Here is an 18,819-nt window from a genome sequence, read left to right on the forward strand (position 1 = left end):
AGCAGCAACAGAAAGCGAGCAGGCATTTGTAGCGTGCTTACCCCCGTATGAGTCAGGAGTAGAAATGGCAATTGACGAAAACAAACAGAAGGCTTTAGCTGCTGCGCTGGGCCAGATTGAAAAGCAATTCGGTAAAGGCTCCATCATGCGTCTGGGTGAAGACCGCTCAATGGACGTGGAAACTATTTCTACCGGTTCGCTTTCTCTGGATATCGCACTGGGCGCCGGCGGTTTGCCGATGGGCCGTATGGTTGAAATTTATGGCCCGGAATCTTCTGGTAAAACCACGCTGACGCTGCAGGTTATCGCCGCCGCACAGCGTAAAGGCAAAACCTGTGCCTTTATCGATGCTGAACACGCGCTGGATCCGGTTTACGCCAAGAAGCTCGGCGTCGACATCGACAACCTGCTCTGTTCTCAGCCGGACACCGGTGAGCAGGCGCTGGAAATCTGTGACGCGCTGGCGCGTTCAGGCGCAGTGGACGTTATTATCGTCGACTCCGTCGCGGCGCTGACGCCGAAAGCGGAAATTGAAGGCGAGATCGGTGACTCTCACATGGGCCTCGCGGCGCGTATGATGAGCCAGGCGATGCGTAAGCTGGCGGGTAACCTGAAGCAGTCAAACACCCTGCTTATCTTCATCAACCAGATCCGTATGAAGATTGGCGTGATGTTCGGTAACCCGGAAACCACTACCGGTGGTAACGCGCTGAAGTTCTACGCTTCCGTTCGTCTTGATATCCGTCGTATCGGCGCGATTAAAGAGGGCGACGAAGTGGTCGGCAGCGAAACCCGCGTTAAAGTGGTGAAAAACAAAATCGCTGCACCCTTTAAGCAGGCTGAGTTCCAGATCATGTATGGCGAAGGCATCAACACCTTCGGCGAGCTGGTCGACCTGGGCGTGAAGTACAAGCTGGTGGAAAAAGCGGGCGCCTGGTATAGCTATAACGGCGACAAGATTGGTCAGGGTAAAGCGAACGCCACCAATTTCCTTAAGGAAAACCCGGCGATTGCTAACGAGCTGGACACCAAACTGCGCGATATGCTGCTGAACAGCGCGAACGCAGAAGCGGGTGCCGCCGACGCGCCAGCAGGCGCGATGGAAGACGCCGCCAGCGAGACGAACGAAGATTTCTAACCCTTTGACGGGAGTGGGCAATCCACTCCCGTTTTTCGTTTTAACGACCCTCTCTTTTCTTCCTCCTCCTTCTGCCGCCATAATTCCCTTCTGATTGAGCAAGGTGACCGCTATGACTGAACAACCGCAACCAAAGGAAATCGCTTTTCCGCGTCTGCTCGACCGCACCATGCGCATTCTGGCGCAGCGAGACCACAGCGAAGCCGAGCTGCGCAGAAAGCTGCAGCAGTCAGTGCAGCGTGCCGCCTTTATGCAGCAGAGCGAGCCGGAAATCATTACTGACGCGCAGCTGGATAAAGTTATCGGCTGGTGCCAGGAAAATGGCTGGCTCAATGAGGCGCGCTTTGTCGAACGCTTTATCCAGAGCCGCAGCCGCAAAGGGTACGGCCCGCAGCGTATCCGTCTTGAGCTGGGGCAAAAGGGCGTCGCGCGGCCAGAAATCGATATGGCGATGGAAGCCTGTGAAATTGACTGGGGTGCCTGCGCAGCGCAGCTGGCGGAGCGCAAATTCGGCCTTCCTTTGCCGACGGAGTGGAAGGCAAAAGCCAAAGTTCAGCGTTTTTTGCAGTCAAAAGGCTTTTTCATGGAGGATATTCAGTCCGTTTTCAGAAATTTTGATGACTGAAAGCCGCGCGGGGTTTTACTTCCCTGTGAAGAAAATTTATCTTATTCCCACTTTTTTGTTCCACTGACGGACAACTGCGCGGATGCGGCTTGTCTGACCGGACGGAACGTTCGTTAGCGTGATTCCAGGATATATATGAGCAAGAGCACTGCTGAGATCCGTCAAGCGTTTCTCGACTTTTTCCATAGCAAGGGACATCAGGTTGTAGCCAGCAGCTCCCTCGTACCGAATAACGACCCGACGCTGCTGTTCACCAACGCCGGCATGGTTCAGTTCAAGGATGTTTTCCTTGGGCAGGACAAGCGTGACTATTCGCGTGCGACCACGTCGCAGCGCTGCGTGCGCGCCGGCGGTAAGCACAACGATCTGGAAAACGTTGGTTACACCGCACGTCACCACACTTTCTTTGAGATGCTGGGCAACTTCAGCTTCGGCGACTATTTCAAGAAAGAGGCGATTGCTTATGCCTGGGAACTGCTGACGGGAGAAACCTGGTTCGCTCTGCCGAAAGAGCGTCTGTGGGTAACCGTTTATGAAACCGATGACGAAGCCTATGACATCTGGGCTAACGATATCGGCGTACCGCGCGAGCGAATTATTCGTATCGGCGACAACAAGGGCAGCGCCTACGCCTCGGACAACTTCTGGCAGATGGGCGATACCGGTCCTTGCGGTCCGTGCAGCGAAATTTTCTACGATCATGGCGACCACATCTGGGGCGGCCCGCCGGGAAGCCCGGAAGAAGATGGCGATCGCTATATTGAGATCTGGAATATCGTCTTTATGCAGTTCAACCGTCAGCCGGACGGCACCATGCTGCCGCTGCCGAAGCCGTCGGTGGATACCGGCATGGGCCTGGAGCGTATCTCCGCCGTGCTGCAGCACGTCAATTCCAACTATGAAATCGATCTGTTCGACAAACTGATCAAAGCGGTAGCGGAAGTCACCGGCGCGACCGACCTCAGCAATAAATCGCTGCGCGTCATCGCCGACCATATCCGTTCCTGCGCCTTCCTGATCGCCGACGGCGTTATTCCGTCAAACGAAAACCGCGGCTATGTACTGCGCCGCATCATTCGTCGCGCGGTGCGCCACGGCAATATGCTCGGCGCGAAAGAGGCGTTCTTCTTCAAACTGGTTGCCCCGCTGATCGAGGTGATGGGTGCAGCGGGCGAAGATCTGAAGCGTCAGCAGACTCAGGTTGAAAACGTCCTTAAAACCGAAGAAGAGCAGTTCGCCAAAACGCTGGAGCGCGGTCTGGCGCTACTGGATGACGAGCTGGCGAAACTGCAGGGCGACACCCTGGATGGCGAAACCGTATTCCGCCTTTACGACACCTTCGGCTTCCCGGTTGACCTGACGGCTGACGTCTGCCGCGAGCGCAACCTGAAAATCGACGAAGCTGGCTTTGAGAAAGCGATGGAGCAGCAGCGCCAGCGCGCGCGCGAGGCGAGCGGTTTCGGCGCCGATTACAGCAATGTTATCAGCATTGATGCCGCTTCAACTTTCAAAGGCTATGACCTGCTCGATTTAGGCGCCAGCGTGAAGGCCCTCTACGTTGACGGCGTCGCGGTAGAGGAAGTCGCTGCGGGCCAGGAAGCGGTCGTGGTGCTGGACGAAACGCCGTTTTATGGCGAATCGGGTGGCCAGGTCGGCGATACGGGCCTGCTGAAAGGGAAGAATGCTGAATTTAACGTTCAGGATACACAAAAATATGGCCAGGCTATTGGCCATATCGGTAAGCTGACGTCAGGTCATCTGCGTATCAACGATCGCGTTGAGGCGCAGGTTGATGAAGCGCGCCGTGCGCGTATTCGTCTGAACCACTCTGCAACGCATCTGCTGCATGCGGCACTGCGTGAAGTGCTCGGCGACCATGTGGCGCAGAAGGGATCGCTGGTCAATGATAAATACCTGCGTTTCGACTTCTCCCATTTCGAAGCGATGAAACCGCAGGAGATTCATCAGGTCGAAGAGATCGTCAACGCACAGATCCGTCGCAACCTGCCGGTCGAAACCGAAGTAATGGATATCGACGCGGCGAAAGGCAAGGGCGCGATGGCGCTGTTCGGCGAGAAATACGATCAGCGCGTGCGCGTGCTGACCATGGGCGATTTCTCGATTGAACTCTGCGGCGGCACGCATGCTGCGCGTACCGGCGATATCGGTCTGTTCCGTATTCTGAGCGAATCCGGCACGGCCGCGGGCGTTCGCCGCATCGAAGCCGTTACCGGTGAGGGCGCGCTGGCGCAGGTTTATGCGCAGAGCAGTCAGCTGAACGAGATCGCGCAGCTGGTGAAAGCCAACAGCAGCAATCTGAACGACAAGTTGCGCGGTCTGGTCGATCACGTACGTGCGCTGGAGAAAGAGCTGCAGCAGCTGCGCGATCAGCAGGCCGCTGCTGAAAGCGCTTCACTGAGCAGCAAGGCGATCGATATCAACGGCGCGAAGCTGCTAGTAAGCGAGCTGAGCAATGTTGAGCCGAAAATGTTGCGCACCATGGTTGACGACCTGAAAAACCAGCTGGGCTCGGCGGTGATTGTGCTGGCGACCGTCGCGGAAGGTAAAGTGTCGTTGATTGCGGGCGTGACCAAAGATCTCACTGACCGCGTTAAAGCGGGCGAGCTGGTAGGCGAGCTGGCGCAGCAGGTTGGCGGTAAAGGCGGCGGGCGTCCCGATATGGCGCAGGCTGGCGGCACCGATGCCCAGGCGCTGAAAGGCGCGCTGGCAGGCGTCGAAAGCTGGGTCAGCAACCGCCTGTAACGAAATAGAACAATGCATCGTGAAAAGCGCCAGGGACTGAGGTTCCGGCGCTTTTTAATACGATGTGCATCAGGTAATGACAAAGTCAGGTCGATGTAGTGTATTTCGGCTAAACTAACTATCAGCAGAATGTATTGGCGTAGCGACGTACATTGGTGTATTTCTCATAGTCAATGTTCAGCGTTAAATGATGGATAATGCCGGGAGCCCAAACAGAGCCCGACTCTTTTAATCTTTCAAGGAGCAAAGAATGCTTATTCTAACTCGTCGAGTTGGTGAAACCCTCATGATTGGCGATGAGGTGACTGTAACGGTGCTGGGTGTGAAAGGTAACCAGGTTCGTATCGGTGTGAACGCGCCAAAAGAGGTCTCAGTGCATCGCGAAGAGATTTATCAGCGCATTCAGGCCGAAAAAACTCAGCAAACGAGTTACTAACGGATTCAGCGCCTCGCCAGATGCTGCGAGGCGCTACCGCTTTCCCGCTTTTCTCTTCTTTTCTTCCCGCTTCGCTTTGCTTTTCCCTCGCTCCGTCTTTCCCATTATTTTCCTGGTAGCCAGCTTTTACTGTTGATAAATCACCCTTTTTGTCGGCAAATTGCACCAATTGAGCGTCATTTGTGCAAACGATCGAGCGGTGGGAAAAATTGTTTGACTTATAAGTGCGGGAAAGTAATATGTGCGCCACGCAGTGCCGATGAGCGGAAACAAAGTTCAGACGCACAGTTCGGAAGAACGCGTAAGGTGAGGTGGCCGAGAGGCTGAAGGCGCTCCCCTGCTAAGGGAGTATGCGGTCAAAAGCTGCATCCGGGGTTCGAATCCCCGCCTCACCGCCATTTTCCGATGCATCCGTAGCTCAGCTGGATAGAGTACTCGGCTACGAACCGAGCGGTCGGAGGTTCGAATCCTCCCGGATGCACCATCTTTTAGAGATGCGGAATAAAAAGTAAGTGAAAGAGTCGTTCCTTTCCTGGTGAGTTGTTAGCACCCTGCGTTGTACAAGAATTATCTATGCATCCGTAGCTCAGCTGGATAGAGTACTCGGCTACGAACCGAGCGGTCGGAGGTTCGAATCCTCCCGGATGCACCATACTTCGATATTAAGAGTATGGGCGAGAGTCTCAAAGCGAGACGCGTTAATTCCTGGCACTTCCTGGTTGTCTGATTTAATCCCTGTAAAACGATTTCCCGATGCATCCGTAGCTCAGCTGGATAGAGTACTCGGCTACGAACCGAGCGGTCGGAGGTTCGAATCCTCCCGGATGCACCATACTTTGCGATATAAGCAGTGTGCCCCGAACTGATATGGCAAGACGCAATGCCTGACAGTACGAGGGAGGAAAACGTTGCATTAGCAACGGCCCGTAGGGCGAGGCGCAAGCCGAGTCATCCTCCCGGATGCACCATACTTCGATATGAAGAGTATGGGCGAGATGTCTCAAGCGAGACGTTTCAATTTCTGGTACTTCCTGCTCTGATTTAATCCCTGCAAAACGCTTTCCCGATGCATCCGTAGCTCAGCTGGATAGAGTACTCGGCTACGAACCGAGCGGTCGGAGGTTCGAATCCTCCCGGATGCACCATTCTATTCGATACAAGCCCCATTCTCCGAACTGATATGGCAAAACGCAATGCCAGACAGTACGAGGGAGGAAAACGTTGCGTTAACAACGGCCCGCATCACAAGGCGAAAGCCATATCCTCTTCCTGCTGAATCCTTTTTCAAACTCCTTTATTCTCCTCTTGTGCTTACCATTCACGCCCGCGACTAAAGCCAAACTCACTGAAATTTCCGGCAATTACCGCCGGCACCCCGCGATCACCTTTTTCTGAAAAGAAAAATTGCTAATGCTTTCAAAGCATTTGCTGTTCATGCCACCTGGCGACAACCTGTGCACATTAAGCTAAAGTAAGGGCTCATTTGTTGGATGTCCGGAGTGACGATGTACGATCAATATGACGCACTGATTTTCGATATGGACGGCACGATCCTTGATACCGAGCCGACACATCGAAAAGCGTGGCATCAGGTACTGGGTCGATATGGACTGACGTTAGACGAATCGCAAATGGTTGGTTTCAACGGCGCGCCGACCTGGCGGCTTGCGCAATTTATTATCGAAAAGAACCGCTCCTCTCACGATCCGTATCAGCTCGCCGCCGAAAAAACCGCGGCGGTTAAAGCCATGCTGCTTGAGAACGTGCGTCCGCTTCCGCTGATGGACGTGGTGAAAGCTTACCATGGCCGCCGTCCGATGGCGGTTGGCACCGGAAGCGAACACAGCATGGCGGATGCGTTGCTCAACCAGCTGGGCGTGCGTGAACTTTTCACTGCAGTCGTGGGCGCTGACGACGTTGAGCGCCATAAACCTGAACCCGATACGTTTTTACGCTGCGCAGCGCTGATGGGCGTCGATCCTGCACGCTGCGTGGTGTTCGAAGACGCCGATTTTGGCGTGCAGGCGGCGAAAGCGGCCGGTATGGATGTGGTTGATGTGCGCCTGCTGTGAGTGACGTTCTGGCGCTTGCTTCTCTGTTTGGCAGCAGCTTTCTCAGCGCAACCCTGTTACCCGGGAGTTCTGAGGCGTTGCTGGTTGCTTTACTGGTTGCCAAAAAGGCTTCCGTTTATGGATTGATTGTTGCTGCATCGGTGGGGAATACCCTGGGCGGCATCACCAATATTTTTCTTGGTCGCTTACTGCCGTTGAAACAGCAGGGGCGATGGCATCACACAGCAATAACGTGGTTGAACCGACTGGGACCTGCAGCGCTGTTGCTGAGCTGGCTGCCGATTATCGGCGACCTGCTCTGCGTGCTCGCAGGCTGGATGCGCTTTGCCTGGCTTCCGGTCCTGCTGTTTCTCGCCGTCGGGAAAACACTGCGTTATATCGTTATCGCGACCGCCACCTTACAGGGTTTGCAATGGTGGCATTGATTCGCACAGATTCGAGGCTAGGGTTAACATTATGCTGAACAAAAATAAATTACTGTCCCAGCGGGAGGTTAATGTGATCCCGGACGTATCTAAAGCGCTCTCCTGGCTGGAGGCGCATCCCAATGCCTTGAAAGGTATTGGCCGCGGCATTGAACGCGAAACGCTGCGCGTTAAGCCCGATGGTCATCTGGCGGAAAGCGGCCATCCCGACTCGCTGGGATCGGCGCTGAAGCACGACTGGATTACCACCGACTTCGCGGAAATGCTGCTGGAGTTCATCACGCCGGTGGATCAAAACATCGACCATATGCTGGCATTTCTGCGCGATATTCATCGCCATGTGGCGCGCGAGCTGGCTGAAGAGCGCATGTGGCCTTTCAGCATGCCTTGCCTGATCGACGATGCGGATCGCATTGAGCTGGCGCAGTACGGCAGCTCTAACATCGGACGCATGAAGACGCTCTATCGCCAGGGGCTGAAAAATCGCTACGGCGCGCTGATGCAGACCATTTCCGGCATCCACTATAACTTCTCGCTGCCGCTGAGCTTCTGGCAGGAGTGGGCGGACGTCAAAGATGCTGAAAGCGGCAAAGAGACGATTTCTGCCGGCTACCTGCGCCTGATCCGCAACTACTACCGTTACGGCTGGGTGATCCCCTATCTGTTTGGCGCATCGCCAGCAATCAGCTCCAGCTTCCTGCAGGGACGCGAGAGTAAACTGCCGTTTGAAACCGACGGCAAAGATTCGCTGTGGCTGCCTTATGCAACCTCGCTGCGCCTGAGCGATCTCGGCTATACCAACAAGTCGCAGAGCGGCCTTGGCATAACCTTTAACTCGCTCGAGGGATACGTTAAGGCGCTAAAAGCCGCCATTAAAACGCCCTCTGAAGAGTATGCCGCGATGGGCACCAAAGACGCTGACGGCAACTGGCTGCAGCTCAACACCAATGTGCTGCAGATTGAGAACGAGCTTTACGCCCCGATTCGTCCGAAGCGCGTGACGCGTTCCGGGGAAGCGCCCTCCGATGCGCTGCTGCGCGGCGGAATCGAGTATATCGAAGTGCGCTCGCTCGACATCAATCCGTTCTCCGCTATCGGCGTCGACGCCAACCAGGTACGTTTCCTCGATCTCTTCCTGATCTGGTGTACCCTGGCCGATGCGCCTGAAATGAGCGCTGACGAGCTGCTGTGCAGCCGTAAGAACTGGAACCGCGTGGTGCTGGAAGGACGCAAGCCGAACCAAAAAATTGCCGTCGGCTGCAGCGAAACCGAACATTCGCTGGTGGAAGTGGGGAAAGCGCTGTTCGCCGATCTGCACCGCGTGGCGGAAGTGCTCGACAGCAATCAGGGCAGCACGCAATATCAACAGGTATGCGATCAACTGGTGGCGTCCTTTGACGATCCTGAGCTAACCTATTCGGCGCGCATTCTGCAGGCGATTAAAGAGAACGGCGTGACCGATACCGGCATCGCGCTGGCGGAACAGTATCGTCATATGCTGTGCGAAGAGCCGCTGGAAGTGATTAGCGAAGAAGATTTTACGCGTCAGGCGCTGGAGTCGGTTGCGGCGCAGAAGAAGCTGGAAGAGAGCGATACGCTCGATTTTGAGGCTTACCTCGCCAGTCGCGAAGGCTAGAAAAGAAAAAGGCCACATCAATGTGGCCAAATTAACATCTCTGTTGTCAGGGATGATGATAACAAATGCGCGTCTTTCATATATTCAGACGCTGGGCGAACAGAAAAGTTTCATCGTTTATAAAAAAATTTCAAAACAGGAGGTGACGTATGCCACTACTGGACAGTTTTACCGTTGACCATACCATTATGGCCGCGCCCGCAGTGCGTGTTGCGAAGACCATGAAAACTCCCCATGGCGATACCATCACCGTTTTCGACCTGCGTTTCTGCCGTCCTAACAAAGAGATCCTGACCGAGCGCGGCATCCATACGCTCGAGCATCTCTTCGCGGGCTTTATGCGTAACCATCTCAACGGCGACGGCGTAGAAATCGTGGATATCTCTCCAATGGGATGCCGTACCGGTTTCTACATGAGCCTGATCGGCACGCCGGACGAGCAGCGCGTTGCCAGCGCGTGGAAAGGGGCAATGGAAGACGTTCTGAAGGTGAAGGATCAGAATCAGATCCCTGAGCTGAATGAATACCAGTGCGGCAGCTACAAACTGCATTCGCTCGACGAAGCGCAGCAGATCGCGCGCAACGTACTGGCGCATGATATCGGCGTGAACCGCAACGAAGATCTGAAACTGCCGCAAGAGAAGCTGCAGGAACTACACATCTAGTCGTGGTAGTAACGCGCAGTAAAAAAAACGCCGCATCGTTGCGGCGTTTTTTATGGGCGGGCGTCAGGAGCCGACAGAGGATTTCAGCGGCGTCTGCGGCGTAATGCGCACCTGCTTTACCATATTGTCCTGCACGTCGAGAATATCCACGGCATAGTTCGCAAGCTCGACGCGAGTATTGATCTCGGGGATCTCCTCCAGCGCTTCCAGCAGCATGCCGTTGATGGTGCGTGCCTCCTGCTCCGGCAGATGCCAGTTAAAGGCCTTGTTGATTTCACGCACGTTAGCGCTGCCTTCTACCAGCACAGAGCCGTCGTTCTGCGGCATCACCTCTTCCGCAAGGGTAGGGGACATCGAGGTGGTAAAGTCGCCGACGATCTCCTCCAGGATATCCTCAATGGTCACCAGACCTTTGATATCACCATACTCATCCACCACCAGGCCGACTTTCTTCTTGTTGCGCTGGAACTTCACCAGCTGGATATTCAGCGGCGTCCCTTCCGGCACGTAGTAGATCTCATCGGCGGCGCGCAGCAGGGTCTCTTTGTTGAACTCTTTCTTCTCGGTCATGGTGCGCCAGGCTTCGCGTACGCGCAGCATGCCGACGCAGTCGTCCAGTGATTCGCGGAACAGCACGATGCGGCCGTGGGGCGAATGGCTCAGCTGGCGCATCACCGACTTCCAGTCGTCGTTGATATTGATGCCGACGATCTCGTTGCGCGGCACCATGATGTCGTCGACGCTGACTTTTTCCAGATCGAGCACCGACAGCAGCATATCCTGATTGCGGCGCGACATCAGGCTACGGGATTCGTAGACGATAGTGCGCAGCTCTTCTTTGCTGAGCGCCGAGCTGGTGGCGCCCTCGGTTTTAATGCCGGCCATACGCATCATCAGGCGCGTGATGGTGTTGAGCAGCCACACCAGCGGCGACATAACAATCTGCAACGGCCCCAGCAGCAGGCTGCTGGGAAAGGCGACCCGCTCGGGATAGAGCGCCGCCACGGTTTTTGGCAGCACCTCCGCGAATACCAGCACCACAAAGGTCAGGATGCCCGTCGCGATCGCCACGCCCTCATCACCATGCAGGCGCATGCCCACGATGGTGGCGAGCGCGGAAGCCAGAATATTCACCAGGTTGTTGCCGATCAGCACCAGGCTGAGCAGGCGGTCGGGACGACGCAGCAGCTTTTCCACCCGGCGGGCAGCGCGGCTGCCGTTTTTCGCCTGATGGCGCAGCTTATAGCGGTTAAGGGTCATCATGCCGGTTTCCGACCCGGCGAACCAGGCGGAAACCAGCACCATAACGACCAGAATAATAATGAGGGTGGTGGTTGAAACCTGTTCCAACGCAGAACTTCCTTTTGGTTAAGACGAGTGAGTCAGCAGGTGCTGTAAGATACGACTGCCGAAGTAGGCCATAGTTAACAGCAGCGCGCCGCCGCAGTTAAACCACACGACGCGACGTCCGCGCCAGCCTTCATGATAGTGCCCCCAGAGCAAAACGATATAGACGAACCAGGCGAGAACCGACAGCACCGCTTTGTCTACGTTCTCGGCGCTAAACAGATTGTGCATATAAAACAGGCCGGTGCAGAGCACCAGCGTCAGCAGCACAACGCCAATCTGGGTGATATGAAACATTTTGCGCTCAATGCTCAGCAGCGGCGGCATATCCTGGGTAAAGGCCAGCTTCTTGTTTTTCAGCTGATAGTCGATCCACGCCAGCTGCAGCGCGTAGAGCGCGGCGATAATCAGCGTAGCGTAGGCGAACAGCGACAGGCCGATATGGATCATCATGCCCGGGGTGGTTTCAAGATGGGTGATAAAGGCGTTGGGTACAAAGGTGGCGAACGCCAGATTGATCAGCGCGAAGCTGTAGACGATCGGCAGTAGCAGCCAGCCGCGGTTGCGCGAGGCGACAATGGTCATAATGGCGCAGATAAGCAGGCTGACCAGCGAGCCGATATTCAGCAGGCTAAGGTTCTGCCCGCTGTCGACGGCAAAGATGCGCTGCTGCAGCGCCACGGCGTGCGCCACCAGCGCAAAGCAGGCTGAAAGCACCGCCATTCGCCGCCAGCCGCTGTTGCGTTTCAACAGGCTGGGAATAATCAGTGCAATACTCAACGAATAGGCGAACAGCGCCAGGAGCGAGAAAACGGACATAGATCCTTACAGGTATCAGCGAGATGAAAGGAAAAGGGCAGTATAGCGCCAGCCGAAGCCGCCTCCAACCGATCTAAGGTGCAATAGCAGAGATCGTTTCAGCTTCGTGTTATAATCCGCTGCATTATGCCGATCAGGCGCCTCGCGATTTTTTTGAGTGAGAGACAATGTTTGACAATTTAACCGATCGTTTGTCGCAAACCCTGCGCAATATCAGCGGCCGCGGAAGGCTGACAGAAGACAACATCAAAGACACGCTGCGCGAAGTGCGCATGGCGCTGCTGGAGGCGGACGTTGCGCTGCCGGTAGTGCGCGACTTTATCAACCGCGTCAAAGAGAGCGCGGTGGGTCAGGACGTCAACAAAAGCCTGACGCCGGGCCAGGAATTTATCAAAATCGTGCGCAACGAGCTGGTTGCGGCGATGGGCGCGGAGAACAACGCCCTTAACCTCGCCGCGCAGCCGCCGGCTGTGGTGCTGATGGCGGGCCTGCAGGGTGCAGGTAAAACCACCAGCGTCGGCAAACTGGGTAAATTCCTGCGTGAAAAGCACAAGAAGAAAGTGCTGGTCGTCTCTGCGGACGTTTATCGCCCGGCGGCGATCAAACAGCTCGAAACGCTGGCGCAGCAGGTTGGCGTCGATTTTTGCCCGTCCGATCTGAGCCAGAAGCCGGTCGACATCGTTAAGAACGCGCTGAAAGAGGCGAAGCTGCAGTTCTATGATGTGCTGCTGGTGGATACCGCCGGTCGTTTGCACGTCGATGAAGCGATGATGGACGAGATCAAACAGGTGCACGCCGCGATTAATCCGGTAGAGACGCTGTTTGTCGTTGACGCCATGACCGGTCAGGATGCGGCAAATACGGCGAAAGCCTTTAACGAAGCTCTGCCGCTGACCGGCGTCATCCTGACGAAGGTGGACGGTGACGCGCGCGGCGGTGCCGCTCTGTCGATTCGTCATATCACCGGCAAGCCGATCAAATTTATGGGCGTCGGTGAGAAGACCGAGGCGCTGGAGCCGTTCTATCCCGATCGTATCGCCTCGCGTATTCTCGGCATGGGCGACGTGCTGTCGCTGATTGAGGATATTGAGAGCAAAGTTGACCGCGATCAGGCGGAAAAGCTGGCGAAAAAGCTGAAAACCGGCGACGGCTTCGATCTCAACGACTTTCTCGAGCAGCTTAAGCAGATGCGCAACATGGGCGGCATGGCGAGCCTGATGGGCAAACTGCCGGGCATGGGGCAACTGCCGGACAACGTGAAGTCGCAGATGGACGATAAGGTGCTGGTGCGTATGGAGGCGATTATCAACTCCATGACGCGCAAAGAGCGCGAAAAGCCGGAGATTATCAAAGGCTCGCGCAAACGTCGCATCGCCACCGGCGCCGGCATGCAGGTGCAGGACGTTAACCGCTTGCTTAAGCAGTTCGACGATATGCAGCGCATGATGAAGAAAATGAAGAAGGGCGGCATGGCGAAAATGATGCGCGGCATGAAAGGCATGATGCCCCCAGGATTCCCCGGACGCTAAGCGTTTGGCAATAAAAGCCCGAAAGGTTGCGCTCGCAGGTTGCTTTTTGCGCCGAAATGAGTAAAATTTTCGGGCTTTTTATATTGCACCCGGGCCCCGTTCCCTCAATGGGGCCCGGTTGTTTTATTAACTTAAGAGGATGTTATGGTAACAATTCGTTTGGCACGTCACGGCGCTAAAAAGCGTCCGTTCTATCAGGTCGTCGTTACTGACAGCCGCAATGCACGTAACGGTCGCTTCATCGAGCGCGTTGGTTTCTTCAACCCGATCGCATCTGGTCAGGCTGAAGGTCTGCGTCTGGATCTGGACCGCATCGAGCACTGGGTTGGCCAGGGCGCAACGCTTTCAGATCGCGTTAACGCGCTGATCAAAGAAGCAAAAAAAGCAGCTTAATCTGTCACGGTGGTGAGCATGAGCAAAGAACTTGCCGCACAGCCTCCCGTTAAGCCCCTTGTACTGGGGAAAATGGGCGCTGCCTACGGCATACGTGGCTGGCTCAAAGTGTTTTCCTCCACCGAAGCGGCCGAAAGTATCTTCGACTACCAACCCTGGTTCATTCAGCGCGCCGGTAAATGGCAGCAGGTTGAGCTGGAAAGTTGGCGACATCACAATCAGGACCTGATCATCAAAGTCAAAGGCATTGACGATCGGGATGCGGCGACGCAGTTGACCAATTGCGAAATTACGGTCGACTCGGCGCAGCTGCCGGAGCTGGAAGACGGCGACTATTACTGGAAAGACCTGATGGGTCTCAAGGTAGTCAACGTTGACGGCTACGAGATGGGCAAAGTCATCGATATGATGGAAACCGGCTCGAACGACGTTCTCGTCGTTAAGGCGAACCTGAAAGATGCATTCGGTGTGAAGGAGCGGTTAATACCGTTTCTTGATGAACAGGTTATCAAGAAAGTCGATCTCGCTACTGGCGTCATTGAAGTAGACTGGGATCCTGGTTTTTGATCTCCGAATCGCAAGGTAACGTAACGGCGAAGACAATGTGGATTGGTGTTATTAGCCTTTTTCCAGAGATGTTTCGCGCAATTACCGATTACGGGGTAACTGGCCGGGCAGTAAAAAATGGCCTGCTCAGCATCGAGAGCTGGAGTCCTCGCGACTTTGCTCACGACCGGCACCGCACGGTGGACGATCGTCCTTACGGCGGCGGACCGGGAATGCTGATGATGGTGCAACCCTTACGGGATGCAATCCACGCAGCGAAAGCGGCGGCGGGGGAAGGAGCCAGGGTAATCTACCTGTCACCTCAGGGACGCAAACTTGACCAACAGGGCGTTTGCGAACTGGCGACGCAGCAGAAGTTGATTCTGGTCTGCGGTCGCTACGAAGGTATTGATGAGCGCGTGATTAAAACCGAAATTGACGAAGAATGGTCAATCGGCGACTACGTGCTCAGCGGAGGCGAACTGCCAGCTATGACGATGATTGATTCAGTGGCCCGGTTAATTCCCGGCGTGCTGGGCAAGCAGGCGTCAGCCGAGGAGGATTCGTTCTCTGACGGTTTGCTGGACTGTCCGCACTATACCCGACCTGAAGTGCTGGAAGGCATGGAGGTACCGGCAGTTTTACTGTCTGGTAACCATGCAGAGATTCGCCGCTGGCGCCTGAAACAGTCGCTGGGCCGTACCTGGCTAAGAAGACCTGAACTTCTGGAAAACCTGGCTCTGACTGAAGAGCAAGCAAGGTTGCTGAAAGCGTTCCAGCTGGAACATCAGCAACAAAACGATGAGGCGGCAGAGTAATCTCCCGCGACTATCAGTTTACCCAGGATAAGAGATTTAATTATGAGCAACATTATCAAGCAAATTGAACAAGAGCAGATGAAACAGGACGTACCTTCCTTCCGTCCGGGTGATTCCGTGGAAGTGAAAGTATGGGTCGTTGAAGGTTCTAAAAAACGTCTGCAGGCATTCGAGGGCGTGGTTATCGCTATCCGTAACCGCGGTCTGCACTCTGCATTCACTGTTCGTAAGATTTCTAACGGCGAAGGCGTTGAGCGTGTCTTCCAGACTCACTCTCCGGTCATCGACAGCATTTCTGTCAAACGCCGTGGTGCTGTGCGTAAAGCCAAACTGTACTACCTGCGTGAGCGTACTGGTAAGTCAGCTCGTATCAAAGAGCGTCTTAACTAAGGTATCGCTAACGCGACATCTAAAAGTTAATAGCAAACAAGGGGTTGGCGTGATGCCAGCCCCTTTTTTTAAGCCTGTGCTTCCGGACGACGCAGGTGATAAATGGCAGTATTCACCGGCCCGCTCTCCAGCACGATTAAGCCGTAGCGCATATCGATAAAGCGTGCGCCGCAGCGCTCCGCTACCGCGCGGCTGGCACGGTTCTCTTCCGCCGCAAGAATTTCAATAATCTTTATCTCTGGCCGTGCAAATCCCATCTCAAGCAGCAGCGCGACGGCGCGGCTGGCGACCCCTTGTCGCTGCATATCGCTGCGCACCCAGTATCCCAGCGCGGCGAACTGGCCCGCTTCACGGGCAAAGCGGATCCCGGCACCGCCCAGCAAACGATCCCGCTCGTCAACGATGGCGAACTCTTCCGCCTCGCCATTCGCTCTCTGCTGCTGCGTAAAAGCGATCCAGCTCGCCGCTTCTTCAGGCTGATAGTCTGGATGCGCCCATACCATCCAGGGCTGCAGCGTATCCAGCGAGGCGTTAACGGCAGCGGTAAATGCGGGGATATCAGCGGAAACGAAGGGACGCAGGTGAACAGAAAGAGCCATAAGATACCTGATAAAAAAGGGGAGGTTGAGCAAAGCGTAACAGGCGAGACGAGAGATTGCCAAAAGTAGAGTGTAATTATTATTTTACACATTTCCATTGGTGGGCTTTGAATCTTTTATAAATAAGATAATGAAAATAATGGTTATTTTAATGGATTCTGCTTGTCATTTATTTCTATGGTAATAAAAGTGTACATCTATGGATTGCTTGTTTTACGTCCTGTGTTAAAGTGTCTCTCATCCTGTCAGAGGATAATTAACCGCATAACGAGGAAAAAAGGATCGTAGCCATGCAAAAAGACGCGCTTAACAATGTCCACATTGCAAATGAACAGATTTTGATCACCCCGGAAGAGCTGAAAGCGAAGTTTCCGCTGTCTGCCCAGCAGGAAGCGCAGATCGCCGCTTCACGCCAGACCATTTCCGATATCATCGCTGGCCGCGATCCGCGTCTGCTGGTGGTTTGCGGTCCCTGTTCGATCCATGACACCGAAGCTGCTCTGGATTACGCGCGTCGCCTGAAAGATCTCTCTGACCAGCTGAAGGATCAGCTCTATATCGTTATGCGCGTCTATTTTGAAAAACCCCGCACCACTGTTGGCTGGAAAGGGTTGATCAACGATCCCTACATGGATAACTCCTTTGATATGGAAGCGGGTCTGCATATCGCGCGTCAGCTGCTGGTAAACCTGGTGGAGATGGGGCTGCCGCTCGCGACCGAAGCGCTCGATCCAAACAGTCCGCAATACCTCGGCGATCTCTTCAGCTGGTCTGCTATCGGCGCGCGCACCACTGAATCGCAAACGCACCGCGAAATGGCGTCTGGCCTCTCAATGCCGGTCGGCTTTAAGAACGGCACCGACGGCAGCCTCGGCACCGCCATCAACGCCATGCGCGCCGCCGCGATGCCGCACCGCTTTGTCGGCATTAACCAGGCGGGGCAGGTCTGCCTGCTGCAGACCCAGGGCAATCCAGATGGTCACGTTATTCTGCGCGGCGGCAAAGCGCCCAATTACGGTCCGGAAGATGTCGCCCAGTGTGAAAAAGAGATGGTCAAAGCGGGACTGCGTCCGGCCTTGATGATAGATTGCAGCCATGGCAATTCTAATAAAGACTATCGCCGCCAGCCTGGCGTCGCCGAATCGGCGATAGCCCAGATTAAAGATGGCAACCGCTCGATTATTGGCCTGATGCTGGAAAGCCACATTAATGAAGGCAGCCAGTCTTCCGAGCAGCCGCGCAGCGAAATGAAATACGGTGTTTCCGTAACGGATGCCTGCATCAACTGGGAAACCACCGAAACGCTGCTGCGCGATATGCATCAGGATCTGCAAGAAGTGCTGTCGGCGCGTCTCTCACACGAGGTGTAATGAGCAATGGTGGCTGAACTGACCGCGCTACGCGATCAAATTGATACGGTTGATAAAGCGCTACTGGATCTGCTGGCGAAACGGCTGGAGCTGGTGGCTGAAGTTGGCGAAGTAAAGAGCCGCTACGGCTTGCCTATCTACGTACCGGAGCGCGAAGCATCCATGCTGGCTTCGCGCCGTGAAGAGGCGGCAGCGCTCGGCGTTCCGCCCGATCTGATTGAAGATATCCTGCGCCGCGTGATGCGCGAGTCCTATACCAGCGAAAACGACAAAGGCTTTAAAACCCTTAATCCGACGCTGCGGCCGGTGGTCATCGTCGGCGGTAAAGGGCAGATGGGCAGCCTGTTTGCGCGCATGCTGACGCTGTCGGGCTACAGCGTGAAGACGCTGGATAAAGAGGACTGGGATCGCGCCCCATCGCTGCTGAGCGATGCCGGTATGGTGATTATCAGCGTACCGATCCATCTGACGGAACAGGTGATTGCGCAGCTGCCGCCGCTGCCGGAGGACTGTATTCTGGTAGATCTGGCGTCGGTCAAGAACCGTCCGCTGCAGGCGATGCTGGCGGCACACGCGGGCCCGGTGCTGGGTCTGCATCCAATGTTTGGGCCAGACAGCGGCAGCCTGGCGAAACAGGTTGTGGTCTGGTGCGACGGGCGTCAGCCTGAAGCCTATCAGTGGTTTCTGGAGCAGATTCAGGTGTGGGGGGCGCGGCTGCATCGCATCAGCGCGGTAGAGCACGATCAGAACATGGCCTTTATTCAGGCGCTGCGCCACTTCGCAACCTTCGCCTACGGGCTGCATCTGGCAGAAGAGAACGTTAACCTCGATCAGCTGCTGGCGCTCTCGTCGCCGATTTATCGGCTGGAGCTGGCGATGGTCGGGCGGCTGTTCGCGCAGGATCCTCAGCTCTATGCAGACATCATTATGTCCTCAGAAAGCAACCTGGCGCTGATCAAACGCTATTACCAGCGCTTCGGCGAAGCGATTACGCTGCTGGAGCAGGGCGATAAGCAGGCGTTTATCGACAGCTTTAACCGCGTCGAGCACTGGTTTGGCGATCACGCTAAACGCTTTATGGTAGAGAGCCGCAGCCTGCTGCGCTCCGCTAACGACAGTCGACCCTAAAGGCTGCTGTTACGGGTAAGGAGGTCGAGGAGCAATGCGTCCCGCGTCAGGGAGGCGTAAAGTGGCTTTCGATCCCCTCATCACCCACAACGGCAGCTGACCGGTAATTAAAACGGCATC

At 55.3% G+C, this 18,819-nt stretch carries 18 protein-coding genes and 5 tRNA genes; 20 read left to right on the forward strand and 3 right to left on the reverse strand.

What is annotated here, in order from left to right; genetic code table 11:
* Nucleotides 1-64 precede the first annotated feature (64 nt).
* From recA to luxS, 13 genes are all read left to right on the forward strand, one after another.
* Entirely contained in the window at nucleotides 65-1,138 is a 1,074-nt protein-coding gene (gene recA / locus LB453_RS06435) for a recombinase RecA (RefSeq protein WP_103794831.1), read from the forward strand.
* Nucleotides 1,139-1,250: 112 nt separating this feature from the next.
* Nucleotides 1,251-1,763: a regulatory protein RecX gene (locus tag LB453_RS06440; protein WP_199187297.1), complete on the forward strand. Its 513-nt coding sequence runs from the start codon at nucleotides 1,251-1,253 to the stop codon at nucleotides 1,761-1,763.
* 135 nt (nucleotides 1,764-1,898) lie between these two features.
* Nucleotides 1,899-4,526 (forward strand): alanine--tRNA ligase, encoded by a 2,628-nt coding sequence (gene alaS, locus LB453_RS06445; RefSeq protein ID WP_103794832.1) that lies wholly within the window; start codon nucleotides 1,899-1,901, stop codon nucleotides 4,524-4,526.
* A gap of 250 nt (nucleotides 4,527-4,776) precedes the next feature.
* The gene (gene csrA / locus LB453_RS06450; protein WP_004155916.1) at nucleotides 4,777-4,962 is read left to right on the forward strand and encodes a carbon storage regulator CsrA; all 186 of its coding nucleotides are present in this window, start codon (nucleotides 4,777-4,779) and stop codon (nucleotides 4,960-4,962) included.
* Between the two features lie 305 nt (nucleotides 4,963-5,267).
* Nucleotides 5,268-5,360, forward strand: a tRNA-Ser gene (locus tag LB453_RS06455).
* A gap of 9 nt (nucleotides 5,361-5,369) precedes the next feature.
* Nucleotides 5,370-5,446 (forward strand) — tRNA-Arg (locus LB453_RS06460).
* 91 nt (nucleotides 5,447-5,537) lie between these two features.
* Nucleotides 5,538-5,614: transfer RNA gene (locus LB453_RS06465), tRNA-Arg, on the forward strand.
* 103 nt (nucleotides 5,615-5,717) lie between these two features.
* Nucleotides 5,718-5,794 (forward strand) — tRNA-Arg (locus tag LB453_RS06470).
* A 236-nt stretch (nucleotides 5,795-6,030) separates the two neighbouring features.
* Nucleotides 6,031-6,107, forward strand: a tRNA-Arg gene (locus LB453_RS06475).
* A 360-nt stretch (nucleotides 6,108-6,467) separates the two neighbouring features.
* Nucleotides 6,468-7,034 carry a fructose-1-phosphate/6-phosphogluconate phosphatase gene (gene yqaB / locus LB453_RS06480; protein ID WP_103794833.1) on the forward strand — a complete coding sequence of 189 codons (567 nt, stop codon included), beginning with the start codon at nucleotides 6,468-6,470 and terminating at the stop codon, nucleotides 7,032-7,034.
* On the forward strand, nucleotides 7,031-7,459 hold the full coding sequence (locus tag LB453_RS06485; protein ID WP_103794834.1) for a YqaA family protein: 429 nt from the start codon (nucleotides 7,031-7,033) through the stop codon (nucleotides 7,457-7,459). Before yqaB ends, LB453_RS06485 begins: the two co-directional genes overlap by 4 nt.
* A gap of 31 nt (nucleotides 7,460-7,490) precedes the next feature.
* Nucleotides 7,491-9,095: a glutamate--cysteine ligase gene (gshA, locus tag LB453_RS06490; protein WP_103794835.1), complete on the forward strand. Its 1,605-nt coding sequence runs from the start codon at nucleotides 7,491-7,493 to the stop codon at nucleotides 9,093-9,095.
* A 149-nt stretch (nucleotides 9,096-9,244) separates the two neighbouring features.
* Nucleotides 9,245-9,760, forward strand: coding sequence for an S-ribosylhomocysteine lyase (gene luxS, locus LB453_RS06495; RefSeq protein WP_103794837.1), 516 nt, complete (start codon nucleotides 9,245-9,247; stop codon nucleotides 9,758-9,760).
* Between the two features lie 63 nt (nucleotides 9,761-9,823).
* Here luxS and LB453_RS06500 read toward each other — a convergent pair whose 3' ends face one another.
* Both LB453_RS06500 and LB453_RS06505 read right to left on the reverse strand, forming a co-directional pair.
* On the reverse strand, nucleotides 9,824-11,110 hold the full coding sequence (locus LB453_RS06500) for an HlyC/CorC family transporter (protein WP_103794838.1): 1,287 nt from the start codon (nucleotides 11,108-11,110) through the stop codon (nucleotides 9,824-9,826).
* An 18-nt stretch (nucleotides 11,111-11,128) separates the two neighbouring features.
* Complete coding sequence (locus LB453_RS06505; RefSeq protein ID WP_103794839.1) at nucleotides 11,129-11,926, reverse strand: inner membrane protein YpjD; 798 nt, start codon at nucleotides 11,924-11,926, stop codon at nucleotides 11,129-11,131.
* A gap of 167 nt (nucleotides 11,927-12,093) precedes the next feature.
* On the opposite strand from LB453_RS06505, the gene ffh reads away from it, so the two are divergent.
* From ffh to rplS, 5 genes are all read left to right on the forward strand, one after another.
* A complete protein-coding gene (ffh, locus tag LB453_RS06510) occupies nucleotides 12,094-13,455 on the forward strand; it encodes a signal recognition particle protein (protein WP_103794840.1) in 1,362 nt (453 codons plus the stop codon).
* Between the two features lie 144 nt (nucleotides 13,456-13,599).
* Nucleotides 13,600-13,848 (forward strand): 30S ribosomal protein S16, encoded by a 249-nt coding sequence (gene rpsP, locus LB453_RS06515; RefSeq protein WP_007893313.1) that lies wholly within the window; start codon nucleotides 13,600-13,602, stop codon nucleotides 13,846-13,848.
* An 18-nt stretch (nucleotides 13,849-13,866) separates the two neighbouring features.
* Nucleotides 13,867-14,415, forward strand: a complete 549-nt coding sequence (gene rimM, locus LB453_RS06520) for a ribosome maturation factor RimM (RefSeq protein ID WP_103794841.1) — start codon at nucleotides 13,867-13,869, stop codon at nucleotides 14,413-14,415.
* Nucleotides 14,416-14,450: 35 nt separating this feature from the next.
* Entirely contained in the window at nucleotides 14,451-15,212 is a 762-nt protein-coding gene (gene trmD / locus LB453_RS06525; protein WP_033752014.1) for a tRNA (guanosine(37)-N1)-methyltransferase TrmD, read from the forward strand.
* A 42-nt stretch (nucleotides 15,213-15,254) separates the two neighbouring features.
* A complete protein-coding gene (gene rplS / locus LB453_RS06530) occupies nucleotides 15,255-15,602 on the forward strand; it encodes a 50S ribosomal protein L19 (protein ID WP_033752010.1) in 348 nt (115 codons plus the stop codon).
* Nucleotides 15,603-15,670: 68 nt separating this feature from the next.
* Here rplS and LB453_RS06535 read toward each other — a convergent pair whose 3' ends face one another.
* A complete protein-coding gene (locus LB453_RS06535) occupies nucleotides 15,671-16,201 on the reverse strand; it encodes a GNAT family N-acetyltransferase (RefSeq protein WP_103794842.1) in 531 nt (176 codons plus the stop codon).
* A gap of 290 nt (nucleotides 16,202-16,491) precedes the next feature.
* On the opposite strand from LB453_RS06535, the gene LB453_RS06540 reads away from it, so the two are divergent.
* Nucleotides 16,492-17,571 carry a 3-deoxy-7-phosphoheptulonate synthase gene (locus LB453_RS06540; RefSeq protein WP_103794843.1) on the forward strand — a complete coding sequence of 360 codons (1,080 nt, stop codon included), beginning with the start codon at nucleotides 16,492-16,494 and terminating at the stop codon, nucleotides 17,569-17,571.
* A 6-nt stretch (nucleotides 17,572-17,577) separates the two neighbouring features.
* Nucleotides 17,578-18,699: a bifunctional chorismate mutase/prephenate dehydrogenase gene (gene tyrA / locus LB453_RS06545; RefSeq protein ID WP_103794844.1), complete on the forward strand. Its 1,122-nt coding sequence runs from the start codon at nucleotides 17,578-17,580 to the stop codon at nucleotides 18,697-18,699.
* The last annotated feature ends 120 nt before the right edge of the window (nucleotides 18,700-18,819 follow it).

It is taken from the genome of Pantoea agglomerans (assembly GCF_020149765.1).
GTDB classification, from domain to species: Bacteria; Pseudomonadota; Gammaproteobacteria; order Enterobacterales; family Enterobacteriaceae; genus Pantoea; species Pantoea alvi.